This window comes from Occallatibacter sp. (assembly GCF_035317045.1).
In the GTDB taxonomy this organism is placed as follows: Bacteria; Acidobacteriota; Terriglobia; order Terriglobales; family Acidobacteriaceae; genus Telmatobacter.
In genome coordinates, this window is sequence record NZ_DATHHT010000020.1 from 88,249 (window position 1) to 104,485 (window position 16,237).

12 protein-coding genes are annotated in these 16,237 nt (G+C 60.3%); 10 read left to right on the forward strand and 2 right to left on the reverse strand.

The genetic code is table 11. The annotated features are described in order from the left end of the window. Positions 1–163: 163 nt before the first annotated feature. Entirely contained in the window at positions 164–1,534 is a 1,371-nt protein-coding gene (locus tag VK574_RS09335; RefSeq protein WP_472799565.1) for a GGDEF domain-containing protein, read from the forward strand. 111 nt (positions 1,535–1,645) lie between these two features. Then, complete coding sequence (locus tag VK574_RS09340) at positions 1,646–2,992, forward strand: GGDEF domain-containing protein (protein ID WP_472799566.1); 1,347 nt, start codon at positions 1,646–1,648, stop codon at positions 2,990–2,992. A gap of 40 nt (positions 2,993–3,032) precedes the next feature. Here VK574_RS09340 and gltB read toward each other — a convergent pair whose 3' ends face one another. Further along, complete coding sequence (gltB, locus tag VK574_RS09345; protein ID WP_472799567.1) at positions 3,033–7,439, reverse strand: glutamate synthase large subunit; 4,407 nt, start codon at positions 7,437–7,439, stop codon at positions 3,033–3,035. A gap of 379 nt (positions 7,440–7,818) precedes the next feature. Here gltB and VK574_RS09350 point away from each other — a divergent pair, with 379 nt between their 5' ends. From VK574_RS09350 to VK574_RS09385, 8 genes are all read left to right on the forward strand, one after another. Then, positions 7,819–8,280 carry an arginine repressor gene (locus VK574_RS09350; protein ID WP_472799568.1) on the forward strand — a complete coding sequence of 154 codons (462 nt, stop codon included), beginning with the start codon at positions 7,819–7,821 and terminating at the stop codon, positions 8,278–8,280. Beyond that, entirely contained in the window at positions 8,277–9,344 is a 1,068-nt protein-coding gene (gene argC / locus VK574_RS09355; protein WP_472799569.1) for an N-acetyl-gamma-glutamyl-phosphate reductase, read from the forward strand. The genes VK574_RS09350 and argC overlap by 4 nt, the downstream gene beginning before the upstream one ends. Next, positions 9,341–10,123, forward strand: coding sequence for an acetylglutamate kinase (argB, locus tag VK574_RS09360; RefSeq protein ID WP_472799570.1), 783 nt, complete (start codon positions 9,341–9,343; stop codon positions 10,121–10,123). Before argC ends, argB begins: the two co-directional genes overlap by 4 nt. Positions 10,124–10,134: 11 nt before the next feature. Continuing rightward, the gene (locus VK574_RS09365; protein WP_472799571.1) at positions 10,135–11,394 is read left to right on the forward strand and encodes an aspartate aminotransferase family protein; all 1,260 of its coding nucleotides are present in this window, start codon (positions 10,135–10,137) and stop codon (positions 11,392–11,394) included. Positions 11,395–11,404: 10 nt separating this feature from the next. Beyond that, positions 11,405–12,427: an ornithine carbamoyltransferase gene (argF, locus tag VK574_RS09370; RefSeq protein WP_472799620.1), complete on the forward strand. Its 1,023-nt coding sequence runs from the start codon at positions 11,405–11,407 to the stop codon at positions 12,425–12,427. 86 nt (positions 12,428–12,513) lie between these two features. Next, the gene (gene argG, locus VK574_RS09375) at positions 12,514–13,857 is read left to right on the forward strand and encodes an argininosuccinate synthase (protein ID WP_472799572.1); all 1,344 of its coding nucleotides are present in this window, start codon (positions 12,514–12,516) and stop codon (positions 13,855–13,857) included. A 4-nt stretch (positions 13,858–13,861) separates the two neighbouring features. After that, the gene (gene argH, locus VK574_RS09380) at positions 13,862–15,307 is read left to right on the forward strand and encodes an argininosuccinate lyase (protein ID WP_472799573.1); all 1,446 of its coding nucleotides are present in this window, start codon (positions 13,862–13,864) and stop codon (positions 15,305–15,307) included. After that, entirely contained in the window at positions 15,294–15,815 is a 522-nt protein-coding gene (locus VK574_RS09385; protein ID WP_472799574.1) for a GNAT family N-acetyltransferase, read from the forward strand. Before argH ends, VK574_RS09385 begins: the two co-directional genes overlap by 14 nt. Here the strand turns inward: VK574_RS09385 and VK574_RS09390 are convergent, their stop codons facing one another. Further along, entirely contained in the window at positions 15,816–16,226 is a 411-nt protein-coding gene (locus VK574_RS09390) for a hypothetical protein (RefSeq protein ID WP_472799575.1), read from the reverse strand. Between the last annotated feature and the right edge of the window lie 11 nt (positions 16,227–16,237).

Consider the following 16,237-nt stretch of genomic DNA (forward strand, 5'->3'; position numbering starts at 1 on the left):
GTTACGGAGGACGGTCTTGGAGCGAAACGGATCATAAGTCCCTGTGTTCTGCAAGGTTTCGGGCCAAACTTCCGTTTCAAAGGTATGCGGTTGGTCACCCTGGAAACGGCTCATTGTGCGGTAAGATCACTCCAGCCAAACGGTACCAGCCGCCGTCTAAGACATGCCTAAGCGCACTGCATCTCTGCCGCCCGGAGAGCCCGACCCAGCTCTTCTTGAGAAGCTTGCGGTCCTGCAGCAGGCCTGTCTTCTGGTTGTAGCGCTGATGGCGCTCACGGTTTTTGCCAGCTGGCTCTTCCCTCCTATTGCGACATACCTGCCCTCCGCGATGACGCGCATGAGCGTCCCCATGTCGCTGACGGTGCTGTTGTCCGCACTGAGCCTCGCTCTGTCAGAACCCGGAAACCACCTGTCATTGCCGCGTGCGAGCCGATACATCGCAGCACAAGGCGGCCTGCTGGCGATTCTCATCCTGCTGGAATCAATGTTTCGACTCTTTCCGGCAGTGGACATCCTGCTCGAAGCGGATCGCGCGCCGGGAAACACGGGAGCGCTGCCGGTCCATTCTCCGGCGGCCTTTGCGTTGCTTAGCGTGGCGATGATCCTTGTGAGCAGCTCGGGATCGTACCTGAAGCGCGTGGCCGATGGCCTTGTGCCGGTGATGTGCCTCGTGACCCTTGTCTTGCTGAGCGAGAACCTGTTCGGGTCAGTCGGGCTTTTGCGGCTCTCGGCAAACAACATGATTTCGCCGCTGCTGCTGATGTGCCTGGTGCTGCTGACGTGGGTAGTGGCCATGAGGCAGGCCCAACAAGGTGTTTGGTCGATCTTTGTGGGTGCCGGGATTGGAAGCCGGATCGCACGCGGTTTTGCCCCAGTGCTGCTGGTGATTCCCTTCCTGATCGAGGTAGCAAGAACCCGCTTCATCCTGAAGGATCTGGTGCCGGAACAATACGGGGCTGCGATTCTGACGTCGCTGGCGGCGGGGCTCTCCATGGTGCTGCTGCTCGTGCTGGTGTGGCGCATCAACACGATGGAAAAAGAGATTCACGACCTGACGCTGCGCGACGAGCTTACAGGCCTCTACAACATGCGCGGCTTCTATCTGCTGGGCGAGCAGACGCTGCGACTCGCGCAGCGAGCGGAGTTGCCTTTCTCCGTTCTGTTTATCGATCTAGATGGCTTGAAGAAGATCAACGACAACCAGGGCCACAACACGGGATCCATGTACCTCGCCGAGACGGGTGAGTTAGTGCTGGCGTGTTTCCGCGAAACCGATGTGAAAGGCAGATTTGGCGGAGACGAATTTGTTGTTGCGGGTCAGTTCAGCATGGTGGGAATCGAACTGGCCGCTACTCGGCTGAAGGCGGCCGCAGCGGAGCGCACTGCTGCCGCTGGCAGAAAGTATCCGCTGAGTCTGAGCATCGGCTGCGTGACGCTCGATCATCCTTCGAACGAGAGCCTGAAGGAACTGGTGCGCCGGGCTGATGAAGCGATGTACAGGGACAAGCGAAGCAAGAGAGTGGCGCGCGCGTGAACGAGTTCAAACCGGCACCTCACGACGATGAAGGCGCAACGCGAAGTCAGCGGAATGCGGGGCTCTGCAATAGCACGCCCTTTGGGCCGCGAAAAGCATTGGTACCCATTTATGAATGAGATGGTTCCAGAAACGCTTACCGTATTGCCCGATCCGAAGCTCTTTCGTGCGGCGCGCTGGGGGCAGCGAGTTTGCCTGGGCGTGGCTGCAATCGGAATTCTGTTTGGGCTGATGCCACTGCTTGGAATCCACCTGAGCGGCTCATCGTCGACCGCGGCGCGCGCCAGCCTGCCCTTCCTCGTCACCGCCCTGCTGTGCGGCATAAGCCTGCTCTTATCGCAATCGGAGTGGACTGGAGTCGCCATCACCTACGCGGGGCGCGCGACGAATTTGCTTGTCCTCTGCGCGGCTGTGGCGATCCTTTTCTCTTCGCGCACCGGAGGCGGAACGTCCCCACTACGTGAGAGTGCGCTTCTGGCGGCGAGATTTTCGCTCGGGTTCGTCGTGCTCGCGCTGGTTGTGGTTCTCGTCGACAAAACGAACTGGCTGATAAACCAAGTGGTGGACGTCCTGGTGTGCGGACTTTGCCTCCTGGGTCTACTGCTGGTTTCAGACGCAACATTCGGCAGGTTTGCGCTGTTCGGAAGAGCGACGGGAAGCCCTGGGGCGGCCGCTCTGCTCATCTGCCTGGTCGCGCTCACGGTCGCAGTGGCGCTGCGACAGGCCGAACACGGCGTCCTCTCGATTTTTCTGGGAGTGGGCGTGGGAAGCAAGCTGGCCCGGATCTTTGCGCCAGTCCTGATCGCGCTGCCATTTGTTTGGGAGGCGCTTAGTGAATGGATGAGTCGCGTTAGCCCTGCTCGACATCTGAATGCAGCATTGGCCGCTTCAGCCGGCGTCGCGGTGGCGGTCGGCATCCTGCTGTTCTTTACGTGGCACATCAGCAAGATGGAAAACAGGATTCACGATCTGGTTCTGCGCGACGAGGCGACGCGGCTTTATAACTTCAGGGGATTCCAGATGCTGGCCGAGCATGCACTGCGCCTGGCCCAACGCGCCAATGTTCCCTTCAGCGTGCTCTATGTCGATCTCGAGAATCTCGCAGAGATCCATACGGAACTGGGGCCGAACGTTGCCGCAGCAACCCTGAAAGAGGCGGGTGAGTTATTGCGCGCAACGTTCCGCGAGTCGGACATCAAGGGCCGCATCGGCGCGGATGCATTTGCCGTGGCGGGACAGTTCGACCGCGCAGGCATCTCGGTGGCCGCGCTGCGTCTTGAAGCCGCAACGGCCGCGCGCAGCGCCAGGAGCAACAGACCTATTCCGATCCGGTTCAGCATGGGGCACGTGACGACTTCGGATATGAATGCGCCGGAAAGCCTGCGTGAATTGCTGGAGCGCGCTGGGCAGGTTCGAAACCGTCAGGAGAGTTTGCTTAAAGAGGCGCTGGTTAATTAAGGCACGACATTTTTTCGCGGAAGAACCACTTCAACTTGGATCAAAACTGCGGCTTCGGGGTAAGCCGAACGAATTTCCGCGCCTCCGAGTTCCAGTTTCCAAGCAGCCATTGTGCGCGCGTGCTTGCGGTCTTGCTGGCGTGCAGCACTACGAGCTCGCGGATGGAGTCGCGGGCATCGTCATCAAGCTGATCCCAGTTATCTGGTTGCAGGAACGCGCTGTGATAGCGGGTCTCGCTGAAGAAGTCGCCGTCTTCGTCGTAGACCCATGCAAGACCGCCGGTCATGCCCGCGCCAAAGTTGATGCCGGTTCGGCCGAGGACCACAGTGAGCCCTCCAGTCATGTATTCGCAGGCGTGATCGCCGACGCCTTCGACGATGGCGCGTGCGCCGGAGTTGCGAACCGCGAAGCGTTCGCCGGCACGGCCCGCGGCAAAGAGCCATCCGCTGGTGGCGCCGTAGAGAGCGACGTTGCCAAGGAGCGTGTGAGCTTCGCTCTGCTGGGCAACGCGGCCGCGGCCCCGAATGACGACTTCGCCGCCGCAGAGACCCTTGCCGACGAAGTCGTTGGCGAGGCCCTCCAGCTTGAGCGTCATCCCATTCGTGGCGAAGGCGCCGAAAGACTGGCCGGCGACGCCCCTCAGATTGAATGTGAGGCTTGAGCCCGTTGCGCCGGGAGTGTCGGTGCGGTATTGCGCGATATGGCCGGCTAGGCGCGCGCCGAGGGTGCGGTCTTCGTTGGTGACACGCGACTCTATGCACCAGGGCTGGCCCGCTTTGTAGGCTGCGAGCGCAGGCTCGACCCAGGCATCGTCGATAGGAGAGTGCGTCTCTGGGCGGTCGTTGCGCTTCCCTTCCCAGCGGATTGCGTTGCCGGTTGCAACGGCAACTGCGGTCGCCGCAAGCACCCGTTTGAGGTCTAGACCGGCATTGCAGCGGACTTGTTCCAGCAGATCGGTGCGGCCGACAGCGGACTGAAGTGACGGAAGTCCGAGTTTCGCGAGAAGCTGGCGCACTTCTTCGGCGAGTTCATTGAAGAAACGCACGACATGCTCAGGCTTGCCGCGGAATTTGGCCCGCAGGTCAGGGCGTTGGGTGGCAATGCCGGTGGGACAAGTGTTGAGGTGGCATTGTCGGGCCATGTCGCAGCCAAGCGCGACCAGGACCGCTGTGCCGAATGCAAATTCGTCCGCGCCGAGCATGGCCGCCACCACGATGTCGCGCGCGGTGCGCAGTCCGCCATCGGTGCGGAGGCGAACGCGTCCGCGGAGGCCGTTGTGGATGAGCACCTGCTGCGCCTCGGCAAGGCCCAGTTCCCAGGGGTTGCCGGCGTACTTGATGCTCGACAAGGGCGACGCGCCGGTGCCGCCCGCGTGGCCGGCGATGACGATGTAATCGGCGTACGCCTTGGCCACGCCAGCAGCAATGGTTCCGATGCCACAGCCGGAGACAAGCTTGACCCCGACCGCGGCGCGCGGATTAGCACGTTTCAGATCCCAGATCAGTTGCGCGAGATCCTCGATGGAGTAGATATCGTGGTGCGGTGGCGGCGAAATGAGCTGCATGCCGGGCTGCGCGTGGCGCAGGCGCGCGATAAGCTCAGTTACTTTGTGGCCGGGAAGCTGGCCGCCTTCACCAGGCTTGGCGCCTTGCGCGATTTTGATTTCAAGTTCTTCCGCGTGTGCGAGGTACTCGGCCGTGACGCCGAATCGTGCGCTGGCCACCTGCTTGATCTTGTTGTTGAGCAGCGACGGCGCGCCGTTGACGGGCGCGTAAACCGAGGGGTCTTCGCCGCCTTCTCCGGTGTTGGAACGCGCACCGAGTAAATTCATCGCTTCAGTAATAGTTTGGTGCGCTTCGGGCGAGAGCGATCCAAAAGACATGGCGCTGGCGATGAAGGTGCGCGTGATGGTTTCGGGCAGCGCAATTTGATCAAGCGCAAGCTCAGGCCCGGAGGGCCGGATTTCCAGCAGGTCGCGCAGATGCGCGGGCTCGGCCTCGACGGTCTGGGCGGCAAATGTGGCAAATGGCGAGAGAGCCAGCGCAGCGCCCTGCTTTGTGGATCCAACGACGGTTTGCAGTGCGCGCACGGTTGTCGGCTGCCAGCCGTGCGACTCCGCTTCATCGGCCTTCCGGAAACGCACAAAACCATAGTCCGGCAATTCGCGAACGGGAGCGGCGGGAAATTCCGCGGGGTCCTGTTCGGCGGTTTTCTCGATGACGGGATCGGCGCTCCAAAGCTGGCGTACGTAGTTTTCAATCTCCGTAAATCCGATGCCGCCGATGGGAGCCGGCACACCGGCGAAGCATTTGTCGACGACGTGCTGCGAGATTCCGATGGCGTCGAACAAATGCGCTCCGCGATAGCTGTCAACGACGCTGATGCCCATCTTCGACATCACCTTGGCGAGGCCGAGTTCCAAAGCGTGCAGCAGATTCTCTTCACCGTGATCGGGGTTGAGGCTGCGCGCGGTTTCAAGAGCGAGCCAAGGACAGATGGCGCCCACTCCGAGGCCCAGCAGAACCGCGACGTGATGGATTTCACGACAGTCCGCAGCGTCGACGGCGATACCAACTTCGGCGCGGACACCAGCCTTGGTGAGCGCGAGATGCACGGCCCCTGCGGCCATCGCCATCGGGACCGGGAGCGACTCGTGCGTCGCGCCGCGATCGGTGAGGATGAGCAGCGATGCGCCGTCGGCAACAAGCTGAATGGCGCGCTGCGCGAGGATGTCGACTGCGATCTCGAGCGTTGTCTCCGGCGAGTAGAGACAATGCAGGACAGCGTGCGGCATCTTTGCGGCTTGTGGATGATGCCCTTCGAACAGTGCGTGCATCTGGCCGAGCGACAGGATGGGCGAGCGCAGCGAAAGGCCGGGAAGTGGCTCGCGCAGTTCGAAGATGTGCGGCCAGGGGCCAAGACGCGTGTGCATCTGCAGCACGACAGTTTCACGCAGCGGATCGATGGGAGGATTGGTGACCTGCGCGAAACGCTGGCGGAAGAAGGCGTAGAGCGGCCGCGGGGCGCGGGCCAGCGGGGCGATGGAGGTATCGTCTCCCATGGACCAGACTGCGTCTTTGCCGTCAGTCACCATCGGTTGGATGATCATGCGAACGTCTTCGCGCGTGTAACCAAAGCGATGCTGCAGGCCGTTGAGTCCCGCATCTTCGAGCGCCGGCGGTGCTTCGATGGAGTCCTCGAGTGGTACGTCTTCGCTGACGAGGTCCTGGTAATGACGCTTGGTGTCGTAGATGCGGAGAATCTCGTCGTTCTCGAAGAAGCGATGGAAGTCGAGATCGGCGATGATCATCTGGCCGGGGCCAAGACGTCCGCTGTGCAGAATGTGGTCGGGGTCCATATCGACAAGCCCAGCTTCAGAGCCGGCAACCACGATGCCGCTGTCATCGAGCGCGAATCGACAGGGGCGCAGGCCGTTGCGGTCGAGAATGGCGCCGACTTGGTGGCCGTCAGTAAATGCCAGCGCGGCCGGGCCGTCCCAAGGCTCGATGCAATCACCACAGTACTGCAGGAACGCCGACGAGTTGCCAGGATTTGCGGGAGGCACGATCATGCGCACGGCCTCGCCGACGGTGCGTCCGTTGTGGGCGAGAAGTTCAACGATCTCGTCGAGCGATGTCGAATCCGATCCACCCTGGGACAGTACAGGGTAGACATCGAGCGGCAGCGTGGCGGAGCGGGCTTCCATGCGGGCGCGGTTGCCCCAGATGGTATTGATTTCGCCGTTGTGGGCAATGGTGCGAAAGGGCTGAGCACGCTCCCACGAGGGCAGAACGTTGGTGGCATAGCGCTGGTGGAAAAGCGCGAACGGCGTCTTGTACTCCGGATCGGCGAGGTCGGGGTAGAACTCCGAGAGCAGGCGGCCGGCACAGAGCGCCTTGTAGATCATCGTGGACGACGAGATGCTGACGAAGTACCCGGGGAGTTCGGAGCGCTCAAATTGCTTGCGCGCGAGAAAGAGGCGTCGATCGAAGAATTCCGAGTCGTCGGAGGTGGTAAGAACGTGCCAGATTTCAGGACGCGAGGATGCCGCGATTTCGCCGAGCACTTCGGGCCGGATCGGAACCGGGCGCCAGGTGAGCATCTCCATGTCCTGCTCGAAGAGAGCGGATTCGATGGCATCGCGCTGGGCCGTATCGTCCTTGGGCAGAAAGACCACGCCGACACCAAGGGGACTGCTTTCGTCGAGCGAGAGGCCGCACTGGGCCAGAAGCCATTCGCGCGGAATAGCGGTGGTGACTCCGACGCCGTCGCTGGATTTGCCGTCGGCCGCGACTGCTCCGCGGTGCTCAAGGCGCGCGAGAGCACCGAGAGCGTGTTGCAGAATCTGATGGGATGGCTCGGCGGAGAGTTGTGCGACGAAGCCGACGCCGCAGGAGTCGAAATCGAACCGCGGGTCGATCAGGCTTCCATCTATATAGGAGGGCAAGGGCCCGAAGGCACCACACCCGGCAGAGAATGCCGGAGAGTCGGATGTACGACGCGATGAGTGCCGGTGGGAGAAGCCCATATTCAACTATACGACCTTTGAAGATTTTGGGTGGTTGCGCGAGCGGCTTAAGCAGCCGGGACAAATGGACAAGCCGGACAGCCTGCAATTGGCGCTGGGCGTCGACAACTTGAGACTCGAGTTCGCAACTTGATATCAGGCATGTTACTTAGGTGATTCCGCCGAATCGCGCCGGGAAAGCGACCTTGCATACTTATACAGTTTCTATGTATATTTATGCAAGCGCGGCTGTCTTTGCGAGCCGCGTTTTTGCTTTGCCGGGAAAGCGGCCATTCTTGCTTGTCCGGAAATGGAAGATATGAAGTTTCAAAGGCACAATGCGATTCGGGAACTTGTAGCGCACGCGCTGGTGGCCAACCAGGACGAGTTGCGGCGCAAGTTGCGGCGCCGAGGATTTGAAGTGACCCAGGCTACGCTGTCGCGCGATATTCATGAGTTGCGCTTGACTAAAGGGCCGGGCGGCTATTCCCTTCCCAATGGAAATGGAAATGGCACGGGTACACATGCCGGAGACGATCGACCACCTTCGGTAGCGGAGATGGTGGAGAGCTTCGCACTAGCCGTCCGCCGCGCGATGAACCAGGTTGTGCTGCGCACCGTGATGGGCGGAGCGCAGCCGACGGCTGCGGCGCTCGATCGCGAAGACTGGAACGATGTGCTGGGGACGATTGCAGGCGACGATACTGTTCTGGTGATCTGCCCGGATTTGAAACGCGCGCACGAGGTGGAGGCGCGCCTGAGAAAGATGCTGGAGTCATGACGAAGGCCGTCCAAACCGCGGTTGTGGGCGTAACGGGCTACGCCGGCGCGGAGCTTGCGCGCCTGCTGCTTCATCATCCGCGACTGAAGGGCAAGCCTCCTGTGTTTGCAGGCCGCGTGGATGAGAAGGATGCTGCGCGCGGCGGAGTGCCGCTTGAAGAAATTCATCCACAGCTCGCGGATAACAACGGCAGTGGCTCGCTGAAAGTTGAGCCATTCTCGTGGGAGCGGCTGAAGGATCGCGGAGTGGAGGTGCTGTTCATGGCAGCTCCGCATGAGCAATCGCGCGAGTGGACTCCCGAGGCCCTGAAGCATGGATTACGCGTGGTGGACCTGAGCGGCGCATGGCGTTTGAGCGACGCGAAGAATCGCGCGGTGTACGCGTTTGAGGATGAGGGCTCGAAGGTTGCCGCGGCGACGCAGGCGAAGGCCGTTTACGGAATGCCCGAGTTGCATCGCGAAGAGATTTCCGGCGCGAAGCTGGTTGCGAACCCTGGTTGCTATGCAACGTCGGTGATTCTGGCAGTACGGCCGCTGGTGGCTGCGGGCGTGGTCGACCTGGCGCATGGGATTGTTGCGGATGCAAAGAGCGGCGTGAGCGGAGCAGGCAAAGTGCCGACATCGAAGACGCACTTCATGTATGCGGCAGACAATCTGTCGGCATATGGCGTGTTCAGTCATCGCCACACGGGCGAATTGCTGGAGCAGATCGGGATTGCCGCGAGCGACATTGTGTTCACGCCACATCTGCTGCCCATTCCGCGCGGGATCATGTCGACGATCTATCTGCGTTTCAGAGAAACGCAGACACACGACAGCGTGGCCCGAATTTATCGTGATTTTTTTGCATCCAGTCCCATGGTGCGCATCTATGAGAAAGCACTACCGCAGATTCAGTATTCGGTGCGCACCAATTTCGCGGATATCGGGTATCAGATTTCAAGCGATGGGAGACGGGCAGTGATTGTGAGCTGCCTTGACAATCTTCTGAAGGGCGCTTCGGGGCAGGCGGTACAGAACATGAACGTGATGCTTGGCTGGGATGAAGCGGAGGGGCTGGCATGAAGTATGTGGTGAAGCTGGGTGGTGCCGGCCTGGATACTCCTGAGCTGATGCAGGGTTGCGTTCGCGCTATAACCGACCTGGTCCGCGATGGTCATCAGGTGGCGGTCGTGCATGGCGGCGGAGTTCAACTCACGCGCATGATGGAACGTCTCGGCGTGAAAAGCGAGTTTGTGAACGGGCTGCGCGTTACGGATGCTGAGACGCGCAATATCGCGGTTATGGTTTTCGCGGGCAAGGTAAACAAGGGGCTTGTCGCTGCTTTGGGTGCGCTAGGGCAGCCTGCCGTGGGCATGACGGGCGGCGACGGATTGCTATTTCGCGCGCGGAAGAAGCGGACCGCACCGGACCTCGGATTTGTGGGCGAAATCGTGGCGAGCGATCCGAGGTGGATTGAGTCAATTTGGAAGTTGAATGGTGTACCGGTGATTGCGCCGATCGCCCTGGGCTTCGATGGCGAGTATTACAACATCAACGGAGACGAGATGGCCTCAGCGTGTGCCGTTGCGTGCCACGCGGATGCGCTGGTGTTTTTGACAGATGTTCCGGGCGTGAAGGGGGCAGACGGCAATGTGCTGCGCTGGCTCAGCATCGACCAGATTGCGGAGATGGCGAAGAGCGCGATTATCTCCGGCGGCATGTTGCCCAAGCTCGGCGCTTGCCGCGAAGCGCTCCTGAACGGCGTGAAGCGTGTAAGGATTCTACCCGCGGCGGCGGCGGGTTCCCTTCCCGACCTTTGTAGCAGCCGCGTTGCCCACGGCACTGAAGTGATGGTTGCCTAGGAGAGAGTGAATTGACGAAGCTTGATCAAATTCGTGCGGCAGAGTCGAGACTACTGCTGCAGACCTACGAGCGGAACCCGATCCTGTTTGTTCGCGGAGAGGGCGTGCACCTGGTGGATGAGGACGGTGCGAAGTTTCTCGACCTGCTGAGCGGCATCGGCGTAAATGCGCTGGGATATGCTCACCCGGCGATTGAGCGAGCCATCGTGAACCAGAGCCGCGCACTGATTCACACATCAAACCTCTTCTATCACGAAGGGCAGGCTGAACTGGCGCTGCGCCTGACCGAGCGCACGGGCATGGACCGCGTGTTCTTTTCAAACACCGGCACCGAGGCGTGGGAGGGTGCGTTGAAGCTGGCACGCGCGCATGCCGGGCTGCTGCGCAGCGAAGGCAAGCAGATCGGAACGAAGTTCCTCGCCTTGGAGCAAAGTTTTCACGGCCGTACATATGGGTCGATGTCGACGACCTACAAGGCGAAGTATCGCGAACCCTTTGCACCTGGGGTGCCGGGGGTCGAGTTTGTGAAGTTCAACGACGTGGCCGACTTGCGTGCGAAGTTTTCCGACGATGTTTGCGCCATTCTGGTGGAGTCGATCCAGGGCGAGGGCGGCATTCGACCGCTGATGCAGGAGTTCTTTGCAGAGGCGCGGAAGCTGGCGGACTCGACCGGCGCATTCCTGATCGTCGATGAGATTCAGGCGGGCATGGGGCGCACGGGCAAATGGTGCGGATACCAGCATTACCGCATTCAGCCCGATGTAATCACGCTGGCCAAGCCGATCGCTGGCGGCATTCCGCTGGGCGCGATTCTGTGCACGGAAGAAGCGGCGCGGGCAATTCACGCGGGCATGCATGGCACAACGTTTGGCGGCGGCCCGCTGGCATGTGCCGTGGCGATTGCCGTCATCGACGCAATCGAAAACGAAGACCTGCTCAACCATGCGACCGAAGTTGGCGACTATTTCCAACAACAATTGCGGGATTTGGCAAGGAAGCACGAGTGCATCAAGGACGTGCGCGGCAAGGGCTTGATGCTGGCGGCTGAGCTTGACTCCGCGGACCTGGCAAAGCTGACCGTCGCCGAGATGCTCAAGCGGCACATCGTGATCAACTGCACCAGTGATACGGTGCTGCGCTTCCTGCCGCCGTACATTCTCGAGCGCAAGCACGTGGATGAAGCCATCAAGGCGTTGGACGAGATTTTCACGGAGAACACCGCCGCAGTGAGTGCCGCACATCAGAACGCAGGAGGAAACAGCCTTGGCTAGCAGAGCAACCATGGAGCGCCGGACGCCGGCGGTTCCCGTGCAGAAGGACGAAGACATCCTGTCCGCGGCAGCGCGGCTGGCGGGTGAAGATTTGTGTTCGATAGCCGACCTCTCGAGCAGCGAAGTGCGAGCGATCGTAAAGCTCGGCCACGACGTGAAGCTGAATCCGCGCGAGTATCGGCACGCGCTCGATGCGAAGCAGATGGTGCTGATGTTTGAGAAGGCGAGCTTGCGTACGCGGCTGGCATTTGAGACAGGCATCAACACGATGGGTGGCAACGCAATTTTTGTCGACCAGACCGGCTCCCCCCTTGGCGAGCGCGAGGCAGTTGCCGACGTAGCGCGCAACGTGGAGCGGTGGGTCGACGTGATTGTGCTGCGCACCTATGCGCACGACACCATCACTGAGATGGCCGTGAATTCTCGTGTGCCGGTGATCAATGCGTTGTCGGACTTCGAGCACCCATGCCAGGCGCTGGCAGACTTTATGACGCTCGAAGAACACTTTGGCACGGCCGCTGGTTTGAACTTTACTTATGTGGGCGACGGCAACAACGTATGCCACTCGCTGATGCTGACTGGCGCGCAACTGGGCGCGAATGTGACTGTGGCAACGCCGCGCGGCTACTCGCCCGATATCGAGATTGTTACCAAGGCGCGCGAGATTGCCGAGGTAAACGGCTGCGAAGTGAAGCTGACGCAGGATCCGCAGGCTGCAGCCGAAAACGCGGACGCTATCTACACCGATGTGTGCGTAAGCATGGGTATGGAACACGAGTCCACCAAGCGCGCACCAATCTTCAGACCCTTTCAGGTGAACGAGGCGCTGATGTCGAAGACCGCGCCGAATGCGGTCTTTATGCACTGCTTGCCAGCGCGTCGGAATGCGGAAGTGACAGACGCGGTGCTCGACGGGCCGCAGTCCATCGTGTTTGACCAGGCCGAGAACCGCATGCATGCGCAAAAGGCGCTGTTGCTGCTGTTGCTCGACGGTTTGCCCAACGTTAGTAAGTTCACAGTTCTTAGTTCTTAGCTCTGAGTGCCTGGTTTTCAGTCGCAAATGCAAGAACTGAAATCTGATCGCTGACAACTGAGAACTGTCTTTGAGGTTTTGCAAGCATGTCTGTAATTCTCGAATCTTTGCCCATCGGTCAGAAGGTGGGGATTGCCTTCTCCGGCGGGCTCGACACCTCCGCTGCTCTGCATTGGATGAAGCAGAAGGGTGCGCTCCCTTATGCCTACACGGCTAACCTGGGCCAGCCTGACGAAACCGACTACGACGCCATCCCGCGCGCAGCCCTGGAATACGGCGCCGAGAAAGCCCGCTTGATCGACTGTCGCGGACCACTCGTCCGCGAGGGTATCGCAGCGCTGCAGGCCGGTGCATTCCACATCAGCACCGCCGGCGTCACCTACTTCAACACCACTCCCATCGGCCGCGCCGTCACGGGCACCATGCTGGTCACAGCGATGAAAGAGGACGACGTTCACATCTGGGGCGACGGGTCCACCTTCAAAGGCAACGACATCGAGCGCTTCTATCGCTACGGACTGCTGGTCAATCCCGGCCTCAAGATCTATAAACCCTGGCTCGACACCGCATTCATTGACGAGCTGGGCGGTCGCGCCGAAATGTCTGCCTTCATGCAGCGGGCAGGCTTTGCGTATAAGATGTCTGCCGAGAAAGCCTACTCCACCGACTCCAACATTCTGGGCGCAACCCACGAAGCCAAAGATCTGGAGCATCTTTCTTCGTCGATCAGGATCGTCGTTCCGATCATGGGGACAGCCTCGTGGCGAGACGACGTAGAGGTTCCTTGCGAAGAGGTTTCGGTGCGCTTTGAAGAGGGCGTCCCAGCAGCTCTCAACGGCGAGAGATTCGATGATCTCGTCGCCCTCTTGCTCGAAGCCAACCGCATCGGCGGCCGCCACGGGCTGGGCATGTCCGATCAGATTGAAAACCGCATCATCGAGGCCAAGAGCCGCGGCATCTACGAGGCTCCAGGCCTTGCTCTGCTATACATCGCCTACGAGCGTCTCATCACCGGAATTCACAACGAGGACACCATCGAGCAGTACCGCGACAATGGCCGCAAACTCGGCCGCCTGCTTTACCAGGGTCGGTGGTTCGATTCTCAGGCCATCATGCTGCGCGAATCCGCCCAGCGCTGGGTCGCTAAGCCCATCACTGGAGAGGTCACGCTTGAGCTGCGCCGCGGCAATGATTACTCGATCCTTAACACCGCGTCGCCCAACCTCACCTTCCATCCCGAGCGCCTCAGCATGGAGAAGACTGATTCCGCCTTCTCTCCGCGGGACCGCATCGGCCAACTCACCATGCGCAATCTGGACATTATCGACACGCGGGAAAAACTCCTCACCTATGCCGAAACCGGCCTCCTCACCTTGAGCACAGGCTCAGAAATGCCCCAGCTGAACAGCGGTAAGGGAAAGAACGCTTAAAGCAATGTTGAACGAACAACAATCCGGGAAGATGTGGTCTGGTCGCTTTCGCGAGCCGCTGGATACGGAGTTCGAGCAGTGGCAGCGCTCGATTGTATTTGACTGGCGGCTTCTCGATCCCGAGATTGCCGCCAGCAAGGCCCATGCGTCCGCCCTTTGCGCGGCTGGAGTCCTTTCGGATCAGGAAGCATCAGGGGTGCGTGCGGCGCTCGATGCGATTGGAAAGGAATTTCGCACCGCAGAGGGTGCGGGGCGCATGCGCAACCATCCGGTTGCGGAAGACATCCACCATTTTGTTGAATTGTCTCTCGTGGAGCGGGTCGGCGATCTGGGGCGGAAGCTGCATACAGGGCGCTCGCGAAATGAGCAGATCGCGACCGACCTGCGCCTGTATGTGCGTGCGCAGATCGAACTGGTGGTTGACGCGTTGGCCAAGTGCGCCGAGGCGCTACTGGAGAAGGCAGAAAAGACCGGCGATGCCGTGATGCCGAGCTACACGCATATGCAAAGGGCAGAGCCTGTGCTGGTGGCGCACTGGTTGTTGGCATACGTAGAGATGATCCTGCGCGACGCCGATCGCCTGAAGGACTGCTCGGCGAGGCTGAATTATTGTCCGCTCGGCTCGGGCGCCGTGGCTGGTGCAACGCTCAAGCTGGATCGTACGATTGCGGCGCGGGAGTTGGGCTTCATCGCTCCGACCGCCAATTCGATGGATGCCACCAGCGACAGGGATTTCATCCTCGAATACCTGCAGGCGCTGACGTTTGTCGGTTTGCATCTCAGCCGCTTTGCTGAGGAGATCACGCTGTTTGCGACGGCCGAGTTCGCATTCGTCATTCTGCCGGAGGCGTTTTCAACGGGGTCGAGCGCAATGCCGCAGAAGAAGAATCCAGACTTGACCGAGTTGATTCGCGCGAAGGTTGGGCGCATCCACGGCGCGGCAGAAGCGGTTACTCTGCAATTGAAAGGATTGCCCCTCGCCTACAACAAGGATATGCAAGAGACACAGGAGCCCGCGTTTCAGGTTGAGTTTGTCGCGCCCATGCTGGCGCTGGTGGCGCGCTTCACAGCCGCGCTCACGTTCAATTTCGAGCGTATGCGAGAGGCATCGCAGACAGGGTACCTGAATGCGATGGCCGGGGCGACCTATCTCGTGCACAAAGGTGTTCCCTTCCGCACCGCGCATGAAAAAATCGGCAACGCCGTTCGTTTTGCGCTGGAGAAGGGTGTGGAGTTGGGCGAACTGAGCATGGACGAACTACGGCAGTTTGGCAGCGAGTTCGGCGAGGACTTCTATGCGGCCGTTACTCTCGAGGCGACGCTCGATTGTCACGATGTGGTTGGCGGAACGGCAACCCACCGCGTGAAAGCAGCATTACGCGACACGGCCCATCGTGTAGCGGCAATGAAGAAGTCGAACGCACCGGAGGTGATTCATGCTGGTGCGTAAGGCGCTCCTGAAGGATGCGACGAATATTTATGACCTGGTGAATTCGCTCTCCGGCGATGGCACGCTACTGAAGCGTTCGTTTGCCGAGATATGTGAAAACGTGCGCGACTTTACGGTGGCGGAGTCAGACGGAGGCGTATTTCAAGGCTGCGGCGCACTGCATTTTTATGGGCCGCACCTGTGCGAGGTGCGCTCGATCGTGGTGAAGCCTGAGGCCAAGGGCCAGGGCGCGGGCGGACGCATTCTGGGCGTTTTGATTGAAGAGGCAGAGGAGCATGGCATCCAGTCGGTATGCCTGTTCACGCGGATTCCCGACTTCTTCTTCAAATACGGCTTTCGCACCGTGGAAGACAAGACGGAGCTACCCGACAAGGTCTTCAAGGACTGCCAGAACTGCCCTCGCTTGCATCGCTGCGACGAAGTCGCGATGGTGCGGGGCCGCATTCCGCGCGTCTCCATTCTCGGTCCGAAAATCGAAGCGGAGCAGCTGGTAAAGCTTTCGGGATAATTATCTGCCCTGCCAAAGCGACGATTGATCGTCGGCCAATTGCGCCAGAAGACACAAGATGACGACCGCAAAAAACGTCAGCATCATATTGGTGCTCAACGTCTGCATCACCGTCGCAATCAAGCTCTGGCAATAGCCCAGTTCCGAACACGTCCGCCAGTTGAGCGTGGAGTAGGCGCCAAGATAGGTGAGTGCCATCAACGAAAGCACAAAAGCGGCGCGCCGGGGCGGACGCACGAACAGGAAGACCGGAAAACAGAGTGCCGGCAGGCCGCAGTAAAGAAGGCAGAGCAAGGTATCCTGGCGCAGGTCTATGCGGATAGCGGCGATGATGCCAAAAAGACTGACCCCGGCGCTGAGGATCCCGGCAAAGGCTAACAGTACCACCCAGAGAATTCCACGAATCGTCATGGGTTCAATCC

Bases quoted from the DNA above. Each gene is read 5' to 3' on its own strand.
- VK574_RS09340 (WP_472799566.1), top strand. From the start codon at position 1,646: ATGAATGAGATGGTTCCAGAAACGCTTACCGTATTGCCCGATCCGAAG.
- argB (WP_472799570.1), top strand. From the start codon at position 9,341: ATGAAGTATGTGGTGAAGCTGGGTGGTGCCGGCCTGGATACTCCTGAG.
- VK574_RS09390 (WP_472799575.1), bottom strand. From the start codon at position 16,226: ATGACGATTCGTGGAATTCTCTGGGTGGTACTGTTAGCCTTTGCCGGG.
- argH (WP_472799573.1), top strand. From the start codon at position 13,862: ATGTTGAACGAACAACAATCCGGGAAGATGTGGTCTGGTCGCTTTCGC.
- VK574_RS09350 (WP_472799568.1), top strand. From the start codon at position 7,819: ATGAAGTTTCAAAGGCACAATGCGATTCGGGAACTTGTAGCGCACGCG.
- VK574_RS09385 (WP_472799574.1), top strand. From the start codon at position 15,294: ATGCTGGTGCGTAAGGCGCTCCTGAAGGATGCGACGAATATTTATGAC.
- argG (WP_472799572.1), top strand. From the start codon at position 12,514: ATGTCTGTAATTCTCGAATCTTTGCCCATCGGTCAGAAGGTGGGGATT.
- VK574_RS09335 (WP_472799565.1), top strand. From the start codon at position 164: ATGCCTAAGCGCACTGCATCTCTGCCGCCCGGAGAGCCCGACCCAGCT.
- argF (WP_472799620.1), top strand. From the start codon at position 11,405: ATGGAGCGCCGGACGCCGGCGGTTCCCGTGCAGAAGGACGAAGACATC.
- argC (WP_472799569.1), top strand. From the start codon at position 8,277: ATGACGAAGGCCGTCCAAACCGCGGTTGTGGGCGTAACGGGCTACGCC.